The sequence below is a fragment of the Mesorhizobium sp. NZP2234 genome (assembly GCF_013170765.1).
Lineage (GTDB): Bacteria > Pseudomonadota > Alphaproteobacteria > Rhizobiales > Rhizobiaceae > Mesorhizobium > Mesorhizobium loti_D.
In genome coordinates, this window is sequence record NZ_CP033364.1 from 3,882,287 (window position 1) to 3,901,757 (window position 19,471).

The following is a 19,471-nucleotide window of genomic DNA, read 5'->3' on the forward strand; positions in this document are numbered from 1 at the left end:
CGCATGAAGACCTCCGACAAGGCTTCATCCCAGGATATTTCAGCAATTGCGCGCCTGCGCGACACGCTGCGCAGGCTCTACCACGGGCGCACGCCGGCGGCTTTCCGGTTCCAACTGGCGGCAATCGTCATCGATCTGGCAATCATCGCCTTCTTCATCGCGACACCCGTCATCCAGCAATCGGCTTCGTTCCTGTGGCTGGATTATGCGGTGGCGGTGCTCGTCGGCGTCGACCTGATCGTCAGGTTGCTGGCCTCCAACGACATGCTGCGCCTGATGAAGCAGCCAACCTCCTGGGTGGATGTCTTCATCCTTTTGACGCTGCTGATGCCGACGGCGCTCGCCAATCTCGGTTTCCTGCGCATCCTGCGGCTGTGGTCATTGTCGCGCAGCGGTTCGATCTGGCGGCATTTCGAGATGCGTGGCTTGCGCCCCTGGCGCGAGGCGAGCCACGCGGTCATCAACCTTTTGACCTTTCTCTTTGTCATCACCGGCTTCGTCTACACTTTCTTCTTCCGCAATGGAGCCGGGCTGGAAAACTACATCGACGCGCTTTATTTCACCGTGGCCACGGTGACCACGACCGGTTTCGGCGACATCGTGCTGCCGGGCATGGCCGGCAAGCTGACCGCGATCGTCACCATGATCATCGGAATATCGCTGTTCGTCAGGCTGGCGCAGGCGATCTTCCGGCCGGCCAAGGTGTTCTTCCCGTGTCCGCGATGCGGACTGCAACGGCACGAACCGGACGCGGTGCACTGCAAGGCCTGCGGGCATGTTCTCAACATACCAGACGCAGGCGACTAGCGCATGAACATTCAGGGGATGACGGCTATGACGCCGCCACTTCAGCCGGCTCGGCCGGCTTGCGCTGCAGATTGAGCAGATTGCCCATCAGGATGAGCAGCGCGCCACCGGCGGTGAAGGCGTCGATCTGCTCGTGATAAAGCAGCCAGCCGACCAGCGCGGACAAAGGCACCCGCAGGAAATCCATCGGCGAAATGACGGTGGCGTCGGCATAGGTGAGCGCGCGGGCCATGCAGAAATGTGATGACATGCCGGTGAAGGCGATCAGCACGACCCATGGCCAGAGTTCGAGTGAAGGGGTGCGCCATACGTAGAGCGCCGGGATGAGGCCGAGCACCGACTGGATGATCAGCATCCAGAAAATGATGCGCACGACGCTGTCGGTGCGGGTCAGTGATTTGACCATGACCAGCGATATGCCGAAACAGACCGCGGCACCCAGCACGACCAGGTGTCCAGGATCGACAGAGCCGACGCCCGGGCGCACGATGACCACCACGCCGATCAGCCCGAGCACGACCGCCGCCAGTTTCGGCCGGCTCAGCCGTTCGCCCAGAAAAGTCACCGCCAGGATCGCCGTCCAGATCGGGGTGGTGAATTCGATCGATATCAGCACCGCCAGCGGAATCAGCGTTAGCGCGTAGAGCCATGCCGCCTGGCCGCTATAGTGAACGACATTGCGGGCGATGTGGGCGAGGGGACGTTGCGTGCGCATCGCCGCAAAGCCACCGCTCGTCAGCACCAGCGGCAGGAGAATTAGGAAGCCGAACACCGAGCGCAATTCCAGCACCTGGAAGACATTGAGCTCCGCTGTCGTGGCGCGGCCGGCGACCGACATCCCCAGGAACGAGGTAACCGACAGCGCCATCCAGAACGCAGCCTTGGGGATCGAAGGGGTGGGTTTCATGGCCGCTATCTCGCAGGCGGGAGCCTTTGCCGCAATCGCTAGCCGCTTGATTCTTCTGGACCAGTCGTGGCGACGTTGCAAACGGTCGCGTTGCCCGCGGAACCTGATACGCCAAGGGGCGTTGAGTCGCTGTATCCACCCCAAGCCTTGGTATTACATGTCTGCCCGACGAGGAGAACTTCGATGACATCACCTGCGCGGTGCGCACTTGCCGGCTGCCTGCTGGTCGCGGCCAATGCGGCACATGCCGATGAGAGCAAGTTTCTCCAATCCTTCCAGGGGAATTTTGCCGGCAAGGGGACTGTCCAGGTGACGACACAGGCGCCGACCGTCAGCGTTTCCTGCACCTTCAAATCGGATGCCACAGCGTCCTCGCTGTCGCTCGACGGCAACTGCCGCGGCCTCGTTGTGGTCTCGCGCGCCATCAGCGCCCATCTGAAAACCAGTGGTGCCAGTTACAGCGGCGTCTATGTCGGATCGCGCACCGGTCCGGCGCAGCTCAACGGCAGCCGATCCGGCAACGCGATCAATCTCGCCATCCGCTGGGCCAAGCTGGTCAATGGTGACCGCAGCGCGCACCTGACTGTGCAGAAAAAAGGCGCCAATGGCATTCTGCTCACCGTCATCGACCGCGATCCCAAAACCGGCAAGAACGTGGTGACCAGTCGCATCGATCTGAAGCGCACCTGACAGCTCATTCCTCGAGCGGCTCCGGCGGATGGGCGTCACGGCCCCTGCCGAATGTATAGCCGGTCTCCACCGCCTTGCGGCCGAACTTGTCGCGCAACGCGTCGATCGCGCCTTCGGCCATGGCGCGCTTGCGCGACTGAACGTCGACCAGATCCGGCGGGTCGGCCTTGTCGTCATCGGACAGATCGCTGACGCCAATGCCGAGCAATCGAAATTTCGTTCCGTCCGTTTCCTTGCGCAGAAGCTCCACGCCGGTCGAGAAGATGCGATCCGCGAGCCGGGTCGGGTCGCCGAGCTGGCGGTTGCGCGTGCGCAGCCTGAAATCCTGGGTCTTCAGCTTCAGCACCACGGTGCGTCCGGCAATGCCCGACTTTTTCAGCCGCGCCGAGACCTTTTCCGAAAGGCCGCGCAGCACCGAGACCAGCTCTTCCAGCGAAGCGATGTCGGTGTCGAAGGTGGTTTCGGCCGACACGCTCTTGGCGTCCTGGTCGGGATCGACGCGGCGGACGTCCTCGCCGCGCGAAAGCCGGTAGAGCCGGTCACCCATCGCGCCATAGCGGCGCATCAGGTCGCCACGCTCCATCTTCTGGAGCTGGCCAATGGTGCGGATCCCGTCGCGCTCGAGCGTGGCGTTGAACGCCTTGCCGACGCCCCAGATCATCGTAACCGGCTGTGTCGCCAGGAAGCCGACCGCCTCGGCCTCGCCGATGACCGAAAAGCCCCGCGGCTTGCGGAAATCCGACGCGATCTTGGCGAGGAATTTGCAGTAGGACAGGCCGGCCGAAACGGTGATGCCGATCTCCTTCTCGACGGCCAGCGCGAAGCGCGCCAGCACCACGGCCGGTGGCAGGCCGTGCAACCGTTCGGTGCCGGCCAGGTCGAGAAACGCCTCGTCGATCGACAGCGGCTCGACCAGCGGTGTCAGCGCCTGCATCATGGCGCGCACCTCACGGCCGACGCGCACGTATTTTTCCATGTTGGGCGCGATCACGACCGCGTCGGGGCAGGCCTCGAGCGCCTTGAACATCGGCATGGCGGAGCGCACGCCGCGGATGCGGGCAATGTAGCATGCGGTGGAGACCACCCCGCGCTTGCCGCCGCCGACGATCAGCGGCTTGTCCTTGAGCGCCGGGTTGTCGCGCTTTTCGATCGCCGCGTAGAAGGCGTCGCAATCGATATGGGCCAGATGCAGCCGGTAAAGCTCGGGATGGCGGGCAAGGCGAGGGCTGCCGCAGCGCTCGCAGCGGCGCGTCTCACTGCGCTGAAACGTCAGGCAGTCACGGCAAAAACCGTGATCGGGATTGTTGACAGGGGCCGCCATCACTGCGAACATAAAGAGAACAGAGGCAATGGTACGACAGTGCAGGGCCAGCGACAAGCTTGGCCTGGGGAGAACCGCATGAGCACGACCATAGTGCCGCTGGCGCCTGAGCTCTGGCCTGATTTCGAGGACCTTTTTGGCAAGCAGGGCGCCTGTTACGGCTGCTGGTGCACGCATTTCAGGCTGGCGCCGGCGACGCGGCGCGAAAGCAGCCGCGAACGCAACAAGGACCATATCAAGGCGCGCATCGAAGCCGGCCCGCCGCCCGGCCTGCTGGCCTTCGAGGACGGCAAGGCGGTTGGCTGGATGCAGATCGGGCCGCGCGCCGACGTGCCCGAATGGAACAACAAGGGCAGGGGCTCGGCGCCGCTCGACCCCGCCGACGCTTCAGATCCAGCCGTTTGGGCGATCTCCTGCTTTTTCATTCGCGCCAAAGCGCGCGGCAGGGGTATCACGCATCGCCTCGTTGAAGGTGGCATCGATTTCGCTCGCAGGAACGGTGCACGGCTTGTCGAGGCCTGCCCGATCGACCTGTCGCGCGATTCGCGTTCGATCGGCTTGTTCGTCGGCTCGTCGGGGGTGTTCGAGAAGGCCGGGTTCGAGAGAATGGTCGAGCGCAAGGCGGGCCGACCGCTGATGCGGCTGGTGCTGGAGCCAGGCACTTGATCACCATCGTCTTGCAGTTGTGACGGTATTTCCCTACCAGACGTACGAAACGATTTCCGCCTTTCGACCAAACGGAGAATTCCCGTGAACCGTGTGTTGCCAGTTGCCTTTACCGCGCTTGTGCTCAGCGCGCCCGCTTTCGGCCAGACCGTGGATAGTCAGGGCGCGAAGCAATTGTCCGATGACCTGTCCCGCTACGTCGGCAAACAGGCACTCGACACGGGCATTCTGAAGGTTTCGGTCGAAGGCGATGCCTACAAGATCGTGTTCGATTTCAAGACACTGGCCGGGGTCCTGCCCAAGCAGGAACAGGTGAAACTCGACTTTGCCCCCTACGCCCTTCTGGTCAAGCCGCGCAGCGACGGGACCTGGGACGTCTCGATGGATTTCTCGCAAAGCGCGTCCTTCGAGTTCAAGGGGCCCGAGGGGCCGCAGAGCACGCAGTTTTCGATCAAGGACGGCAAGGGTGCCGGCGTCTACGACCCCAATCTGGCGGCCTTCATCAGTGGCACCAGTTCGATCGCGAGCATGACGATGGCATCGAAGGATGCCAAGCAGCAGATCGACGTCAGTGCCGGCGCCGGCACCGCGACCATCGCCGCCACGAAGGCCGCCAATGGCGGCGTCGATTTCACGACGTCGCAGAAAATTTCGAATTTCGTCGAGGCGATAAAATTCAACGATTCCGAAAGCGGACTGAATTTTCCGGTCACCGTGAAGTCGCCGGAATTGTCGGTCGAGGCCAGCGGCAAGGGCGTGCGGACAAAGCCGCTGCTCGACCTCCTGGCATTTGCCGTGGCCAACGAGGACGAGAAGACGCTGAAGGCGAACCAGGCGCAGTTGAAGTCGCTTCTGCTCGCCGCGCTTCCGGTGTGGGAGCGCATCGACGGCACCTATGGTTTCAAGGATTTCGCCGTCGACAGCCCGATCGGCACTTTCGGGGCGACGCAGCTCAGCACTGCCTTCGGTGCCGATGGCGTTTCCCAGAACGGCAAGATCACCTACGGCATCAAGGTGGCGGGGCTGACCGTTCCGCAGCAGCTTTTGCCGAGCTGGAGCGTGGCGCTGCTGCCCACTGATATCGACCTGAACTTCGGCGGTGCCAATATCGATCTCGACAGCATGGCGAAGAAGGCGATCGAAGCCTTTGATCTCAATCAGGATCCACCGCTGTCGGCCGAGTTCGGCGACCAGCTCAAGGCGGATTTCCTGGCCAAGGCGCCGAAGGTCGTCATCGGCCACAGCATCGTGAAGAACAAGGACATGGAGATCGCGCTGGAAGGCGAGATGACGAGCTTCGGTGAAAAGCCCGACGCCAATCTTACGGTCGATGTCGCCGGCTTCGACAAGATCATGGCCCATCTGCAGGACGCAGCGAAGGCGGAGCCGGAGCTGGGGCAGTACGTGCCTGTCGCTCTCATGGCCAAGGGTTTTGCCAAGACGCTGCCGGACGGCCGGCTGGAATGGGCTGTCAGCACCAAGGCCGACGGCTCGGTCACGGTCAACGGCGTCATGCTGAAGCCCGCCGATCCGGCGGTGGACGACAGCGTCGACGATGGTAACGGTGCGGACGATGGCAGCGGTGGCGATAATGGCGGTGGCGCCGATAGTGGCGGGGCCGGCGCGAAGCTGAACCCTTGAGGGTTCGGCTCTAGCCCCTTGTTTTGACGCAATTCTCGAGGAAAAGCGCTACGCGCTTTTTCTCGGGAAAACCGTTTCACACTTTTCCTGGGATTGCTCTACAGCCCCAGCGCGCCCGCGATCTTCGGCGCGGCTTCATGCCAGTCCTGAACGACGATGACATCGTCCGGGACCGGCGGCAGGAACGCACGCAGCGAATTGTCGGCCATCAGGTGGAAAAGATTTGCGTCGGCGACTGATTCCCGCACCGACGCCAGATTGTGCGGCTGATCGTCGACGAAGACCACCGGCCGGCCGTTCTTGCCGCGCAGCCTGGCCACCGCCGGTCCCTTGGCCATCTCGGTGGTCAGCAGCGGATAGTCCAGGCCCAGGGCATCGAGATGGATGCGACGCACCGCACGATGCCTGTGCGGCATGGCCGTCAGCAGTATGATTTCCGCGCGCTTGCCAAGCCCCGTCAAGGCTTGTGCGGCGCCGTCGGTGATGCTCTGCCAATCGGCTTGCGCGTCGAAAAAATCGCCCAGAAGTGCCGTGACCTCGGGTTGTTCGATCAGCCGGCCGCTCGCCGTTTCGGCTATGTTGCCGGTCAGCCGGAAGGACGCCAGTGTCAGGCCATAGCCGCGCGACTTCAGGAAATGCGGGAAGGGGCGGATGAATTCAAGCACGACGTCGTCGACGTCGAGCACCAGCAGCGGCCGGTCGTCGGCCGCCAGTTCCTCGATCTGGCGGGCGGTCTCCGGATCATCGCTCATATGGAATGCTCTTGGTTGTCGTCGCCGAGCGGTAGCGCGCGCAACGCCTTGCCGACGGCGGACGGCGGCGTGCCGGTTTCCTCGGCAAAGCGCATCAGCGTCGGCTCGTGGGCGAGAATGAACTGCAACACGCCGGCCAGGAAACCCGGCTCGCTGGCGGCCTTGCGGATCGAATGCGCCTCTATTCCGGTGATCGCCAGAAAACGCGGCAACAGCTCCGGATCGGAGGCAACGAAGCCCAGCGCCTTCACGGCAATGGTTTCCGCCTCTTCGCGCATTGACGCCGCGTTTGCCATCACTACCTTCGGCATGTGGAATGAGTCTCTTCCGCAGTAATGGCAAGAGTTGTTTGCGGCAAGCCTTTACAGCGTGGCGCGCCTTTTGGACGCGTCGGGAGGCGATGTGGAATTCGCGCTGCTTTGCAGCCCGAGGGTTTCCGTTTCGTCAATCATATTGCCGTATAGTGAAGCAGGGTTTGGTGCGTTCAACCAGGGCGCATGACGGTCACCTTCGAGCGGAAGGACGGCCGGGACGGGATGTCGATGCCTAAGAAGGTCATGATCGTCGAGGACAATGAGCTGAATATGAAGCTCTTTCGGGACCTCATCGAAGCGAGCGGCTACGAGACGGTGCGCACCCGCAATGGTCTGGAGGCGCTTGACCTGGCGCGCAAGCACCGGCCCGATCTCATCCTGATGGACATCCAGCTGCCCGAAGTGTCAGGGCTGGAAGTGACCAAATGGCTGAAGGAAGACGACGATCTGCACGTCATTCCGGTCATCGCCGTGACTGCCTTCGCCATGAAAGGCGACGAGGAACGCATCCGCCAGGGTGGCTGCGAGGCCTATATTTCGAAACCGATCTCGGTGCCGCGTTTCATCGAGACCATCAAATCCTATCTGGGCGATGCCTGATGTGCCATTCCAGCCGAGCCGGAGCCTTGTGAAATGACCGCGCGGATCCTCGTCGTCGACGACATCCCTGCCAATGTGAGGCTGCTGGAGGTCCGGCTGCTGGCCGAATATTTCGAGGTGCTGACCGCCACCAACGGGCCCGACGCGATCGAGACCTGCGAGAACGGCAAGGTCGATGTCGTGCTGCTAGACGTGATGATGCCCGACATGGACGGGTTCGAAGTCTGCCGCAGGCTCAAGAGCGATCCTGCGACGTCGCATATTCCGGTCGTGATGATCACCGCGCTCGACCAGGTGTCCGACCGCGTGCGCGGGCTCGAGGCCGGCGCGGACGATTTCCTGACCAAACCGGTCAACGACCTGCAGCTGATGACACGCGTGAAGAGCCTGGTCCGGTTGAAATCGCTGACCGACGAGCTCAGGCTGCGGGCCTCGACGACGCGTAATATCGGCATCGAGGAGCTGCTCAGCCGCAATTTCGCGTCCGAGGACACGACGCCGAAAGTGCTGCTGATCGACGAACGCAAATCGTCGGTCGAGCGCATCCAGAAGATGCTGCGCGACCGCGCCGATCTCGACGTCACCAGTGATCCGCATGCAGGGTTCTTCCAGGCGGCCGAAACCCCCTATGAATGCGTGATGATCTCGACGGCCTTTGCCGATTTCGATCCGCTTCGGCTCTGCTCGCAATTGCGCTCGCTCGACCGCACCCGTTTCGTCCCGATCATCCTTCTGGCGGAGGAGGGCGAGGAGGAACGTATCATCCGCGGCCTCGAACTCGGCATCAACGACTATCTGATGCGGCCGATCGACCAGCAGGAACTGACGGCGCGGCTGCGTACCCAGGTGCGTCGCAAGCGCTACAACGACCAATTGCGCGCCAGCGTCACCCAGACCATCGAAATGGCGGTGACGGACGGCCTGACCGGGCTGCACAACCGCCGCTACCTCGACAGCCATCTGCAGACGCTGTTCGACCGCGCCGTGGCGCGGCGCCGGCCGCTGTCGGTGATGATCACCGACCTCGACCGCTTCAAGTCGATCAATGACACGCACGGCCATGATGGCGGCGACGAGGTGCTGCGGGAATTCGCCCGACGGCTGCGCAAGAATGTCAGGGGTATCGACCTTGCCTGCCGTTTTGGTGGCGAGGAGTTCGTGGTGGTGATGCCGGACACCGACGGCGCCGTGGCCGAGAAAGTGGCCGAACGCATCCGCGCCGAGATCGCCCAGAAACCTTTCGCCATCGGTGCCGACGGCAAGACGATCGAGGTCACCGTCAGCGTCGGCGTGTCGTCGGTTCTGAAGGGCGTGGATACGGTGGCCGCGTTGATGAAGCGCGCCGATCTCGCGCTCTATGAAGCCAAGAGCGGCGGCCGCAACCGCGTCGTTGCCAAGGCAGCGTAAGCGTCCGCGGCCGATTCCCCGGTCAATCCAATAAGGTTAGCTATTTACCTTAATCCAAGCAATTCCCGAGCCTTGGTTAAGAAACTGTTGATTTTCCTAAGCCCGTGCGCAAATGTGCAGGGGAAGACGAAGCCGGCGCGAGGGTAGATAGCCGGCTCGATCCTGAAATACCCCATGATGCTCAGGTCCGCCGCATCTCCTGGGTCCGTGGGGTCGGCCGGCCGGCGCTGGCACATAGTGGCCTCCTCGTACCGCTGCCAACCGCCGACCGGCCCCCTTTGTTCCGAGACCTCTGTAGCAGCCCCGAAAGGGGCTTTTTTCTTGTGCGGAAAAATCTGAGGAACGCTTGCTGACCGGGACCAGCTTCAATCGCCCGGCCATGACCCTTAGCTGCCGCTTTTGGCGGTCATCCAAGCAAGGAAAGCACCTCTCTTCACTTTGTACATATGGCGCACAAGGGGCTTGCGGCAAGACCCGCCTGTTCCCGTAAACCGCTGCCTGAAGCGCGTCGCGTTGAAACGGATTCATGCGATGCGCCTTGGGGTCTCTGTTTTCATGCGTGCCGTTCTCCAGAAACCGAAGTCACTTTTGGGCGGCATGCATTGACCAGCGGAAAACGGGAGTAACGAGAATGGGTATTGTGTCGCCTATGGACGGTTTGCGTCGAGATCATGCGGTGGTGATCGCAGGAGGCGGTCCGACCGGGCTGATGCTGGCCGGCGAACTCGCTTTGGCAGGCATCGACGTCGCCATTGTGGAGCGGCGTCCGACCCAGCAGCTGGCCGGCTTGCGCGGGGGTGGCCTTCACGCACGCACCATCGAGGTTCTCGATCAGCGCGGAATTGCCGACCGGTTTCTTTCACAGGGGCAGCGCTTCCCGACCGTCGGCTTCCACATGATCCGTTTGGACATCAGCGACTTTCCCACCCGGCACAACTATCTGCTGGCGCTGCGCCAAAACCATATCGAACGGATATTGGCCGACTGGATCGACGAGTTGGGAGTGCCAATCTATCGCGGGCAGGAAGTCAATGACTTCGCGCAGGACGATGACGGTGTCGACCTGGATTTGTCCGGTGGCCAACTCTTGAGGGCGCAATACCTCGTCGGCTGCGATGGAGGACGCAGCACGATCCGCAAGGCGGCGGGCATTGAGTTCGCCGGATGGGATCCGACGATGAGCTGGATGATCGCCGAGGTCGAGATGGCCGAGGAACCGGCATTGGGCTTCCGCAATGACGCCTACGGCATTCATGCGATAGGCAAGATCGAGGATGGCGACAGGGTGGGTGTCGTGCTGACCGAGAGGCAGTTGACCATCGGCGGCGAGCCGACGCTGAACGATCTCAGCGAGGCGCTTGTGGCTGTCTACGGCACCGATTTCGGAGTCCACGGTCCGACCTGGCTCTCTCGCTTCACCGACATGACGCGTCAGGCTGCCGCTTATCGTGACAGGCGTGTCCTTCTGGCCGGCGACGCCGCGCACATTCATCCTCCGATGGGCGGGCAGGGGCTCAATATCGGGGTGCAGGACGCGGTCAATCTGGGATGGAAGCTGGCCCAGGTGGTCAAGCGGATCTCACCGGAAGGCCTGCTCGACAGCTATCACGCCGAGCGCCATCCGGTCGCCGCCCGCGTGTTGCGCAACACGATGGCGCAGGTCGCGCTTCGCCGCACGGACGACCGCACCAAGGCCCTGGGCGATACGATGACCGAGTTGCTCGGCATGGAAGAGCCGCGCAAACGGATCGCCGCGGAGATGTCCGGCCTGGGTATCCGTTACGATCTCGGCGAGGGCCACCCGTTGCTTGGGCGGCGGATGCCCGACCTCGACCTTGTCACAGCCCTCGGTCCGGCGCGGGTCTTCAGCCTGCTGCACGATGCCCGGCCGGTGCTCCTCAACCTCGGCGAACGAGGCTGGCCGGACATTACGCCCTGGGCGGATCGGGTCCGCCAGATCGAGGCTGGATATGAAGGCATCTGGGAGCTGCCGGCCCTCGGGACGGTCGCCGCGCCCGACGCCGTCTTGATCCGGCCGGATGGATATGTGGCCTGGGTCGGGGCTGGAACGCAAATGGGGCTGACCGAAGCGCTGACCGCTTGGTTCGGGCCGCCTGCCACGCGTTAGCGACACGATCAAAGCGGGCGGCCACCTGATCGCGGCGACAAAGGCCTCTGCGTCAGAAGCGTTCGCGATAGTCGCGCGGGTTTGTGCCGAGGACACGGAGAAAGCCGCGCCGCATCGTCTCTTCCGATCCGAAGCCGCAGCGGCGGGCCGTCTGGTTAACGGCCTGGCCCCGTTCCAGCATCCGTCGCGCCGCCTCGATCCGGATCTCCTCGATCGCGCGCGCAGGTGTGCGGCCGGTTGCCTCCCGATAGTGCCTGGAGAAACTGCGCGGGCTCATATTGGCGCGCTCGGCCAGGTTCGGCAGCGAAAGGTCGCCGTCCAGATTGTCCTGGATCCAGCCATGCAGCCGGTCGAAGCGCTCGTCGCCTAGCTGCAGCTTGAGCGTCTGGCTGAACTGCGCCTGGCCACCGGGGCGCTTCAGGAAGACCACCAGCTCGCGCGCCACCGCAAGCGCCACGCGCCGGCCAAGGTCGGCCTCGACGAAGGAAAGGGCGAGATCTATGCCCGCCGTCACGCCCGCCGACGTCCAGACATTGCCGTCACGGATGAAAATCGGATCGGGTTCGAGGCGGACCGCCGGGAAGCGCCGCGCGAACTCGGCGCAGCGTCCCCAGTGGGTAACGGCACGCCTGCCGTCGAGCAGGCCTGCCGTCGCCAGCAGCATGGCGCCACTGCAGACCGAGGCCGTTCGCACGGCGTCGCGCGATCGGCCGGTTACCCAATCGATCAGCCCGGGGTCCTCGCAGGCCGCGTTGACGCCCCATCCGCCAGGCACGATCAGCGTGTCGATCCCTGGCCCGTGCGCCGGCAGCGCCGCTGCCTCCAGCACGAGACCGGCCGATGTCCTTATCCGCGGCGAGGCGGCGACCACCGTAACCTCGTAAGGCGCGGGTTCGCCGGCCTGCGTCCTGAAGTCGTTGGCGCTGGCGAAGACCTGAAGCGGTCCGCTGACATCGAGGAGCTGGACGTCGGGATAGGCAAGGATTTCGATACGGCGCATGACGCTTTGGCTTGAAACGAGGGGTGATTGGCGATCGTGCCAAAGCATGGTGCCTTAGATTGGCTGGAGTCAACCTATGGAGAGTTCCATGACCCTTCGTTTCGGCATCCTCGTCTTCCCCAATGTCCAGCAGCTCGACCTCACCGGCCCTTATGAAGTCCTGGCATCGGCAAAGGGCGCCGAGGTGGAATTGATCTGGAAGGATCGCAATCCGGTGATGTCGTCGACGCGACTGTCGCTCAACCCGACGGCGACCTTCAACGATTGCCCGCCTCTCGATGTGCTGTGCATACCGGGTGGAGGCGGCGTCAACACGCTGCTGGAGGATCAGGCAGTGCTCGATTTCGTGCGGGAGCGCGCGGCTCAGGCGCGCTACATCACCTCGGTATGCAGCGGTGCCCTGGTGCTCGGTGCCGCCGGCCTGCTCGAAGGCAAGCGGGCGACGACGCATTGGTACGCGCATGATTTCCTCGCCGAGTTCGGGGCCATTCCAGTCGACGAGCGAATTGTCGAGGATGGAAAGCTGATAACCGCCGGCGGCGTCACCTCGGGGATCGACTTCGGTCTCGTACTGGTCGCCAGGCTTCTCGGTCAGGCCGAGGCCGAGACGGTGCAGCTCTCGCTCGAATATGCCCCGGCTCCTCCGTTCCAATCGGGCACGCCCGCACAGGCTTCGCCTTCCGTTCTGGCGGAAGCAAAGGAGAGGCTCGCGGGTTCGAGGCGGTTTCGCGAGGACATGTTCGCGCGCTGGCGCGCCAAGGCCGCCACGCCGGCGCGAAGCCACGCTTGAACCGACGGGCCGAACGGCGCCATGGCGCCGTTCGGCCCGTTCTCGTTTCGGCTGTTGACACGCCTCTCCGTCTGTGCAGAAATTGGTTGGGCCATTGGACCACTTGCGCTTCGGGGAGGATGTGTGGACCAGAACAGCCTGCCACCCATTCAGACGACGGCGCGTGATGACGCCGTGCTGAAGGCATTGGTGGGCTTTGTTCGCGCCGAAGCCTTGCAGCCCGGCGAGCGGCTTCCGACCGAGCGTATCCTGGCCGAGCGGCTGAAGGTCAGCCGCAACACGGTGCGCGAGGCGCTGACGCGGTGGGAAGGGCTCGGTCTCGTCGAGCGCCGGCAAGGCAGCGGCACTTATCTCAAGGCGGCTGTGTCGCCCGACATGTTGCATATGCCACTGACGCTGGCGGGTGGCAATGATTTCACCAGCCTGATGCAGACGCTGGAAATCCGCCGCGCGCTGGAGGCGGAGGCCGCGGCTCTTTGCGCCGAGCGGGCGAGCCCGGCCGACATCGCCGAGATCGAGCGCAAGCTCGACATCATGGAGCAGGCATTCCGTACCCGCGACGGCATGTCGTCGGAAGAGGACTGGGAATTCCACCAGGCGGTCTACCGCGTCTCCGGCAATCCGCTGTTCGAACAGATCATCGCGGCCATGCACGAGCTGTTCCACCGCTTCTGGGAGCATCCGCTGGGTGTGCGCGATTTCGGCCACGCCAGCTTTCCCTACCATCGCACCATCTATGAGTGCATCGCCGCGCGCAACCCGCAGGGTGCCCGCGCCGAGGCACTCAAGCTGATCGCCACCGTCGAGGATGATCTCAAGCGCGGTGCCGCCAAACTCAAACTTCCGAGCCAGACATGAACGAGCATCAGAGCGGTTTCGACCATGATTATCTTGCCGAGGCGGCGACGCTGCTGGCGCATGACGAACCGTTCCCCGGTGGCGCGGTGGTGCCGCCGATCTACCAGACTTCGCTGTTTACCTTCGCCAATTATGCCGAGATGGCCGACACCTTTGCCGGCAAGCGAAGGCAGCCGATCTATTCGCGCGGCGACAATCCGACGGTAATGGAATTCGAGGCGCGCGTTGCCGCCCTCGAGGGCGCCGAGGCCGCGCGCGGCTTTTCCAGCGGCATGGCGGCGATCAGCGCCACGGTGCTTGCCTTTGTCGGGGCGGGCGAGCGCATCGTGGCCGTGCGGAACTGCTACGGCGATGCCTACCGGCTGTTCGAGCGGCTTTTGCCGCGGCTCAACATCAAGGTCGATTATGTCGACGGCTCCGATCCCGATGCGGTGGCGGCGGCACTTCCCGGCGCCAAGCTGCTCTATCTGGAAAGCCCGACCTCGATGATGTTCGAGCTGCAGGACCTGACGCATCTGACCCGGCTGGCAAAGGAGCAGGGCATCGTCACCACGATCGACAATTCCTGGGCGACGCCGGTGTTCCAGAAGCCGATCATGCATGGCGTCGACCTGGTGCTGCATTCAGCGTCGAAATATCTCGGCGGCCACAGCGACACCGTCGCCGGCGTGGTGGCCGGCTCCGCGGCGCATATCAAGCACATCAACGAACAGACCTATTCCTATCTCGGCGGCAAGCTGTCGCCGTTCGAAGCATGGCTGCTGCTGCGCGGCCTGCGCACGCTACCGCTGCGCCTGCCGCACCATATGAAGAGCGGGCTCACCATCGCAGAGCGGCTGAAGGCGCATGCCAATGTCGAGCGCGTCAACCATCCCGTCTATTCGAACCATCCGGGCAAGGCGACGCTGGCAGGCTATGCCGGTCTGTTCTCCTTCGAGGTGACGGACGATATCGACATCCCGGTCTTCGTCGATGCGCTGAAATTTTTCCGCATCGGCGTCAGCTGGGGCGGGCATGAAAGCCTTGTCGTGCCGGCCAAGGCGTCGCTGGAGCAGACGCCGGGACTGAATTCGATGGCGCGCTTCGGCGTCAGCCCCCGAACCATCCGCTTCAATGTCGGATTGGAAAGTGTCGAAGACCTCTGGGCCGACGTCGCCCAGGCCTTCGAAAAAGCCAGAAAATAACAAGCGGGTTCAAAATGGGAGTCTTGAACATGAAAAAACTGACCATCATGCTTGCCACCGTTGCAGGGTTGGCGATTTCCGCCGGGAGCGCGCTGGCCGATTCGACCCTGAAGATGGTCGAAGTCATCACCAGCCCGCCGCGCACCGAATTCCTGAAAAAGCAGATCGCCGAGTTCGAAGCGGCCAATCCCGGCATCAAGGTCGAGCTGATCTCGCTGCCCTGGGGGCAGGCCTTCGAAAAATTCCTGACCATGGTGCAGGCCGGCGATACGCCCGACGTGGTGGAGATGCCGGAACGCTGGATGGGTCTCTATGCCAACAATGCCCAGCTCGAGGACCTCGGCCCCTACATGGCCAAATGGGGCGACGCCAAGACGCTCGGCGACCGCGCCAAGCAGTTCGGCTCGACGGTCAACAACACGCAGTTCATGATCCCCTACGGCTACTATGTGAACGCGCTGTTCTGGAACAAGAAGCTGTTCAAGGAAGCCGGCCTCGACGGTCCGCCGGCCACGCTCGACGAGTTCGTCGCCGATTCCAAGAAAATCTCCGCCATCCCGGGCAAGTATGGCTACTGCCTGCGCGGCGGGCCGGGCGCCTTCAACGGCATGCACATGTTCATGAACATCGCCGCCGGCAAGGGCGGCTACTTCAACGAGGACGGCACCTCGACCATCAATGAGGAGGGCTCGGTCAAGGGCTTGCAGATGCTGGCCGACATGTACAAGGACGGGCTGGCGCCCAAGGATGCGGTGAGCTGGGGCTTCAACGAAACCGTCACCGGCTTCTACTCCGGCACCTGCGCCATGTTGAACCAGGACCCGGACGCGCTGCTCGGCATCGCCGACAAGATGAGCGCCGATGACTTCGCCGTCGCGCCCCTGCCGACCGGCCCGAGCGGCAAGTCGTATCCGACGCTCGGCTATGCCGGTTGGGCGATGTTCGCCAACTCGCAGCACAAGGACGACGCCTGGAAGCTGATGGCAACACTGCTTTCGCCCAAGGACAATCTGGCATGGGCCAAGGAAGTCGGCGTCGTCCCGATCCACAACGGCGCCGACCAGGATCCCCATTTCAAGACCGAGCAGTTCAAGGGCTGGTTCACGGAACTGAGCGACAGCTCCAAATATGAAATGGTGACGCCGCCGACTCATCTGGAAAATCTCGGCAACTTCGTCGATCAGGTCGCGATCAAGAATTTTCAGGAAGTGCTGCTTGGCCAGAAGACCGCCAAGGACGTCGCGGACCAATGGGCTGCCTTCCTGACCAAGGAGCAGCAGGACTGGCTGGCGAAGAACAAGAAGTAAGCGCAGCGCTTCTTTCCTTCTCCCCGTTTACGGGGAGAAGGTGGCCCGAAAGGGCCGGATGAGGGGCGGCGCCTTGTCTCGACAGGCTCACGCTGCCCCTCATCCGCCTGCCGGTATCTTCTCCCCGTATAGCGACGGGGAGAAGGACGCTATACCAACGCCGCTCCAGGGAGCCGTTCCTCAACCCATGACCTATGCCGTGTCCGAAATGCGACCCGCGGGCCAGTCGCGAAAGAAGCGGCTTACCTACGCAAATGTCGAGCCATGGCTCTATCTCAGCCCGGCGATCATCCTGCTGGTCGTGGTGCTGTTGGTGCCGCTGATCATCGGCATCAGCTACTCCTTCCGCAAATTCTCGGCCTTCAAGTCGGTATATGTCGGGCTCGGCCAGTACCAGGCGATGCTGTCGGATCATGTTCTGGGGCAAGCCCTGATCAACACGCTGTGGTGGACGGTCGCCAGCCTGTTCTTCCAATTCTTCCTCGGCCTTGGCCTGGCGCTGCTGCTCGACAAACCGTTCTGGGGCCGCAAGGTGGTGCAGGCTCTGGTGTTCCTGCCCTGGGCGGTTCCGTCCTTCCTGTCCGGGTTGACCTGGGCCTGGCTGTTCAACCCCATCATCGGGCCGCTGCCGCACTGGTTGTACGCGCTCGGGTTAAAGGCTGAGCCGACCAACGTGCTCTCCGATCCCGCCACGGCGATGTGGGGACCGATCGTCGCCAATGTCTGGTTCGGCATTCCGTTCTTCGCCATCACGCTTCTGGCGGCGCTGAAGTCTATCCCGTCCGAAATGCACGAGGCGGCGGCGATCGACGGCGCTTCGCCCTGGCAGCGCTTCACCAAGGTGACACTGCCATTCCTCGCACCGACCATCGCCATCACGGTGATGCTGCGCACCATCTGGATCGCCACCTTCGCCGACCTGATCTTCGTCATGACCGAGGGCGGGCCTGCTGGTTCGACCAATACGGTGCCGGTCTATATCTATGTCAGCGCCTTCAAGTCACTGGACAAGGGCTATGCCTCGGCGGTGGCCGTGTTGCTGCTCGTGCTGTTGATCGCCTATGCGATCGCGCTGATCGCCATCCGCCGCTCCCTTGTGAGGCACGTCTGATGATCGCGGGACGCTCTGCTTCACAACGGTTCCTAGGCGGTATCGGCCTCTACGCGGCGATCGCCGCCTATGTGATCTTCGCCCTGTTCCCAATCTACTGGACGCTGAAGATCTCGGTGACGCCGGAGCGGCTGCTCTATTCCGAAGGCATCACCTTCTGGCCGTCGCGCACGACGTTGCAGAATTTCGTCACCGTGCTCGAGGCCACCGATTTCCCGCGCTATTTCCTCAACAGCGTCATCGTCTCCGTGTCGACGGCGGCATTGGTGACGGTGATCGCCACGCTCGCCGGTTACGCCATGTCGCGTTTCACCTTTCGCGGCAAGGCGGTGCTGGCGCTGATGCTGCTTTTGACCCAGACTTTTCCGCTGGTGATGGTCATTCCGCCGATCTACCGCGTCATGGGCCAGATCGGCCTGATCAACAGCCTGACCGGGCTGATAATCATCTACACGGCCTTCAACACCGCCTTCGCCACCTTCCTGATGCAATCCTTCTTCGACGGCATCCCGAAGGATCTGGAAGAGGCGGCGATGATCGATGGTTGTACGCGTGCCCAGGCAATGCGCCGGGTGATCGTGCCGCTGACGCTGCCCGGCATGGGCGCCACGCTCGGCTTTGTCTTCACCGCCGCCTGGAGCGAGCTCCTGTTCGCGCTGATGCTGATCTCCAGCGACGACCAGAAGACCTTCGCCGTCGGCCTGCTCACCTTCATCGGCAAATTCGCCGTCGACTGGGGGCAGATGATGGCGGCGTCGATTCTGGCCCTGATCCCGGTCTGCATCTTCTTCGCTTTCCTGCAACGCTATCTCGTCACCGGCCTGACCGCCGGCGCCGTCAAAGGATAGACCGATGGCCTCTGTCACGCTCGAAAAGGTTCGCAAGGATTACGGCGCCGTCCGTGTCCTGCATGCGGTCGACCTTCAAATCGCCGACGGCGAATTCGTCGTCCTGGTCGGTCCGTCCGGCTGCGGGAAATCGACGCTGCTGCGCATGATCGCCGGGCTGGAGGAAGCCTCCGGTGGCGAGATCCGCATCGGCGAGCGTTTGGTCAACGACGTGGCGCCCAAGGACCGCGACATCGCCATGGTCTTCCAGTCCTATGCGCTTTATCCGCACATGGATGTGGCGAAGAACATGGGCTTCAGCCTGATGCTGCGCAAGGCCGAGAAGCCGGCGATCGATGCCAGGGTGGATGGCGCGGCCAAGCGGCTGGGCCTGGACGCCTACCTTCAGCGCCTGCCGCGGCAGTTGTCCGGCGGCCAGCGCCAGCGCGTCGCCATGGGCCGCGCCATCGTGCGTGATCCCAAGGTCTTCCTGTTCGATGAGCCGCTGTCCAACCTCGATGCCAAGCTGCGCGTCCATATGCGGGCCGAGATCAAGGCGCTGCACCAGCAATTGAAGACCACCTCGGTCTATGTCACGCACGACCAGATCGAGGCCATGACCATGGCCGACCGGATCGTCGTCATGCATGACGGGCTGATCCAGCAGGTTGGCGCGCCGCTCGATCTCTATGACCATCCTGCCAACATGTTCGTTGCGGGTTTCATCGGCTCGCCAGGCATGAATTTCCTGCCGGCGACGGTGCGGAAGGGCGAGGCATCGGAAGCGGTTCTGGCCGATGGCCAGGCGCTGAAACTGCCGGATGGCCTGCCGCTCGGCGCCGGCGATGCCATTACCGTCGGCCTGCGGCCCGAGCATATCCGGTTGGCCGATGACGGCGCGCTACAGGGCGAGGTGGGGGTCGTGGAGCCGCTCGGCCTCTCGACACAGTTCTACGTCGCGCTGGCCGGCCAGCAGCTTTGCGTCTTTGCCATGGGCCGCGCCGGCGTCAAGCCCGGCGATACGGTGCGGTTGGCGGCCGATCCGGCGTCGCTGCATCTGTTCGATCCGAAAAGCGGCGACCGCATCGGCTGAAGGAAATTCAGCGGGGCTGAGAGAGCGAGCCCGAGCCTCTGCCTTTGCAAACAAAAACGCCGCCCGAT

At 63.2% G+C, this 19,471-nt stretch carries 19 protein-coding genes; 14 read left to right on the top strand and 5 right to left on the bottom strand.

Annotated features, from left to right (window positions below; translation table 11 throughout):
• Positions 1-3 precede the first annotated feature (3 nt).
• On the top strand, positions 4-807 hold the full coding sequence (locus EB230_RS19165; RefSeq protein ID WP_056573384.1) for a potassium channel family protein: 804 nt from the start codon (positions 4-6) through the stop codon (positions 805-807).
• Between the two features lie 25 nt (positions 808-832).
• Here EB230_RS19165 and EB230_RS19170 read toward each other — a convergent pair whose 3' ends face one another.
• Complete coding sequence (locus EB230_RS19170; protein ID WP_056572211.1) at positions 833-1,714, bottom strand: DMT family transporter; 882 nt, start codon at positions 1,712-1,714, stop codon at positions 833-835.
• Positions 1,715-1,897: 183 nt separating this feature from the next.
• Here EB230_RS19170 and EB230_RS19175 point away from each other — a divergent pair, with 183 nt between their 5' ends.
• Positions 1,898-2,404, top strand: a complete 507-nt coding sequence (locus EB230_RS19175) for a hypothetical protein (RefSeq protein ID WP_172373603.1) — start codon at positions 1,898-1,900, stop codon at positions 2,402-2,404.
• A 4-nt stretch (positions 2,405-2,408) separates the two neighbouring features.
• Here EB230_RS19175 and EB230_RS19180 read toward each other — a convergent pair whose 3' ends face one another.
• A complete protein-coding gene (locus EB230_RS19180) occupies positions 2,409-3,737 on the bottom strand; it encodes a DNA polymerase IV (protein WP_172373605.1) in 1,329 nt (442 codons plus the stop codon).
• A gap of 66 nt (positions 3,738-3,803) precedes the next feature.
• Here EB230_RS19180 and EB230_RS19185 point away from each other — a divergent pair, with 66 nt between their 5' ends.
• Both EB230_RS19185 and EB230_RS19190 read left to right on the top strand, forming a co-directional pair.
• The gene (locus EB230_RS19185; RefSeq protein ID WP_172373607.1) at positions 3,804-4,391 is read left to right on the top strand and encodes a GNAT family N-acetyltransferase; all 588 of its coding nucleotides are present in this window, start codon (positions 3,804-3,806) and stop codon (positions 4,389-4,391) included.
• Positions 4,392-4,475: 84 nt separating this feature from the next.
• Complete coding sequence (locus EB230_RS19190) at positions 4,476-6,032, top strand: hypothetical protein (RefSeq protein ID WP_172373609.1); 1,557 nt, start codon at positions 4,476-4,478, stop codon at positions 6,030-6,032.
• Between the two features lie 98 nt (positions 6,033-6,130).
• Here EB230_RS19190 and EB230_RS19195 read toward each other — a convergent pair whose 3' ends face one another.
• Together EB230_RS19195 and EB230_RS19200 are read right to left on the bottom strand one after the other, a co-directional pair.
• Positions 6,131-6,784, bottom strand: a complete 654-nt coding sequence (locus EB230_RS19195) for a hypothetical protein (RefSeq protein WP_056572203.1) — start codon at positions 6,782-6,784, stop codon at positions 6,131-6,133.
• Positions 6,781-7,080: a DUF3572 domain-containing protein gene (locus EB230_RS19200; RefSeq protein ID WP_172375127.1), complete on the bottom strand. Its 300-nt coding sequence runs from the start codon at positions 7,078-7,080 to the stop codon at positions 6,781-6,783. Before EB230_RS19200 ends, EB230_RS19195 begins: the two co-directional genes overlap by 4 nt.
• 201 nt (positions 7,081-7,281) lie before the next feature.
• On the opposite strand from EB230_RS19200, the gene EB230_RS19205 reads away from it, so the two are divergent.
• From EB230_RS19205 to EB230_RS19215, 3 genes are all read left to right on the top strand, one after another.
• Positions 7,282-7,698 (top strand): response regulator, encoded by a 417-nt coding sequence (locus tag EB230_RS19205; protein ID WP_274534579.1) that lies wholly within the window; start codon positions 7,282-7,284, stop codon positions 7,696-7,698.
• Between the two features lie 33 nt (positions 7,699-7,731).
• The gene (locus tag EB230_RS19210) at positions 7,732-9,105 is read left to right on the top strand and encodes a PleD family two-component system response regulator (RefSeq protein WP_172373611.1); all 1,374 of its coding nucleotides are present in this window, start codon (positions 7,732-7,734) and stop codon (positions 9,103-9,105) included.
• A 631-nt stretch (positions 9,106-9,736) separates the two neighbouring features.
• Positions 9,737-11,233, top strand: coding sequence for an FAD-dependent monooxygenase (locus tag EB230_RS19215; protein WP_246738817.1), 1,497 nt, complete (start codon positions 9,737-9,739; stop codon positions 11,231-11,233).
• A gap of 52 nt (positions 11,234-11,285) precedes the next feature.
• Here the strand turns inward: EB230_RS19215 and EB230_RS19220 are convergent, their stop codons facing one another.
• The gene (locus EB230_RS19220; RefSeq protein ID WP_172373612.1) at positions 11,286-12,233 is read right to left on the bottom strand and encodes a GlxA family transcriptional regulator; all 948 of its coding nucleotides are present in this window, start codon (positions 12,231-12,233) and stop codon (positions 11,286-11,288) included.
• 88 nt (positions 12,234-12,321) lie between these two features.
• On the opposite strand from EB230_RS19220, the gene EB230_RS19225 reads away from it, so the two are divergent.
• The 7 genes from EB230_RS19225 to ugpC all read left to right on the top strand — a co-directional run bounded on the left by EB230_RS19225 (position 12,322) and on the right by ugpC (position 19,403).
• Positions 12,322-13,023 (top strand): DJ-1/PfpI family protein, encoded by a 702-nt coding sequence (locus EB230_RS19225; RefSeq protein WP_172373613.1) that lies wholly within the window; start codon positions 12,322-12,324, stop codon positions 13,021-13,023.
• Between the two features lie 123 nt (positions 13,024-13,146).
• Positions 13,147-13,881, top strand: coding sequence for a FadR/GntR family transcriptional regulator (locus EB230_RS19230; protein ID WP_172373614.1), 735 nt, complete (start codon positions 13,147-13,149; stop codon positions 13,879-13,881).
• Positions 13,878-15,065 (top strand): PLP-dependent transferase, encoded by a 1,188-nt coding sequence (locus tag EB230_RS19235; RefSeq protein WP_172373620.1) that lies wholly within the window; start codon positions 13,878-13,880, stop codon positions 15,063-15,065. Before EB230_RS19230 ends, EB230_RS19235 begins: the two co-directional genes overlap by 4 nt.
• Before the next feature lie 29 nt (positions 15,066-15,094).
• Positions 15,095-16,372 (top strand): sugar ABC transporter substrate-binding protein, encoded by a 1,278-nt coding sequence (locus tag EB230_RS19240; protein ID WP_172373630.1) that lies wholly within the window; start codon positions 15,095-15,097, stop codon positions 16,370-16,372.
• A 187-nt stretch (positions 16,373-16,559) separates the two neighbouring features.
• Positions 16,560-17,483: a sugar ABC transporter permease gene (locus EB230_RS19245; protein WP_056572190.1), complete on the top strand. Its 924-nt coding sequence runs from the start codon at positions 16,560-16,562 to the stop codon at positions 17,481-17,483.
• On the top strand, positions 17,483-18,331 hold the full coding sequence (locus EB230_RS19250) for a carbohydrate ABC transporter permease (protein WP_056572187.1): 849 nt from the start codon (positions 17,483-17,485) through the stop codon (positions 18,329-18,331). The genes EB230_RS19245 and EB230_RS19250 overlap by 1 nt, the downstream gene beginning before the upstream one ends.
• Positions 18,332-18,335: 4 nt before the next feature.
• Positions 18,336-19,403, top strand: coding sequence for a sn-glycerol-3-phosphate ABC transporter ATP-binding protein UgpC (gene ugpC, locus EB230_RS19255; protein ID WP_172373632.1), 1,068 nt, complete (start codon positions 18,336-18,338; stop codon positions 19,401-19,403).
• Positions 19,404-19,471: the final 68 nt, after the last annotated feature.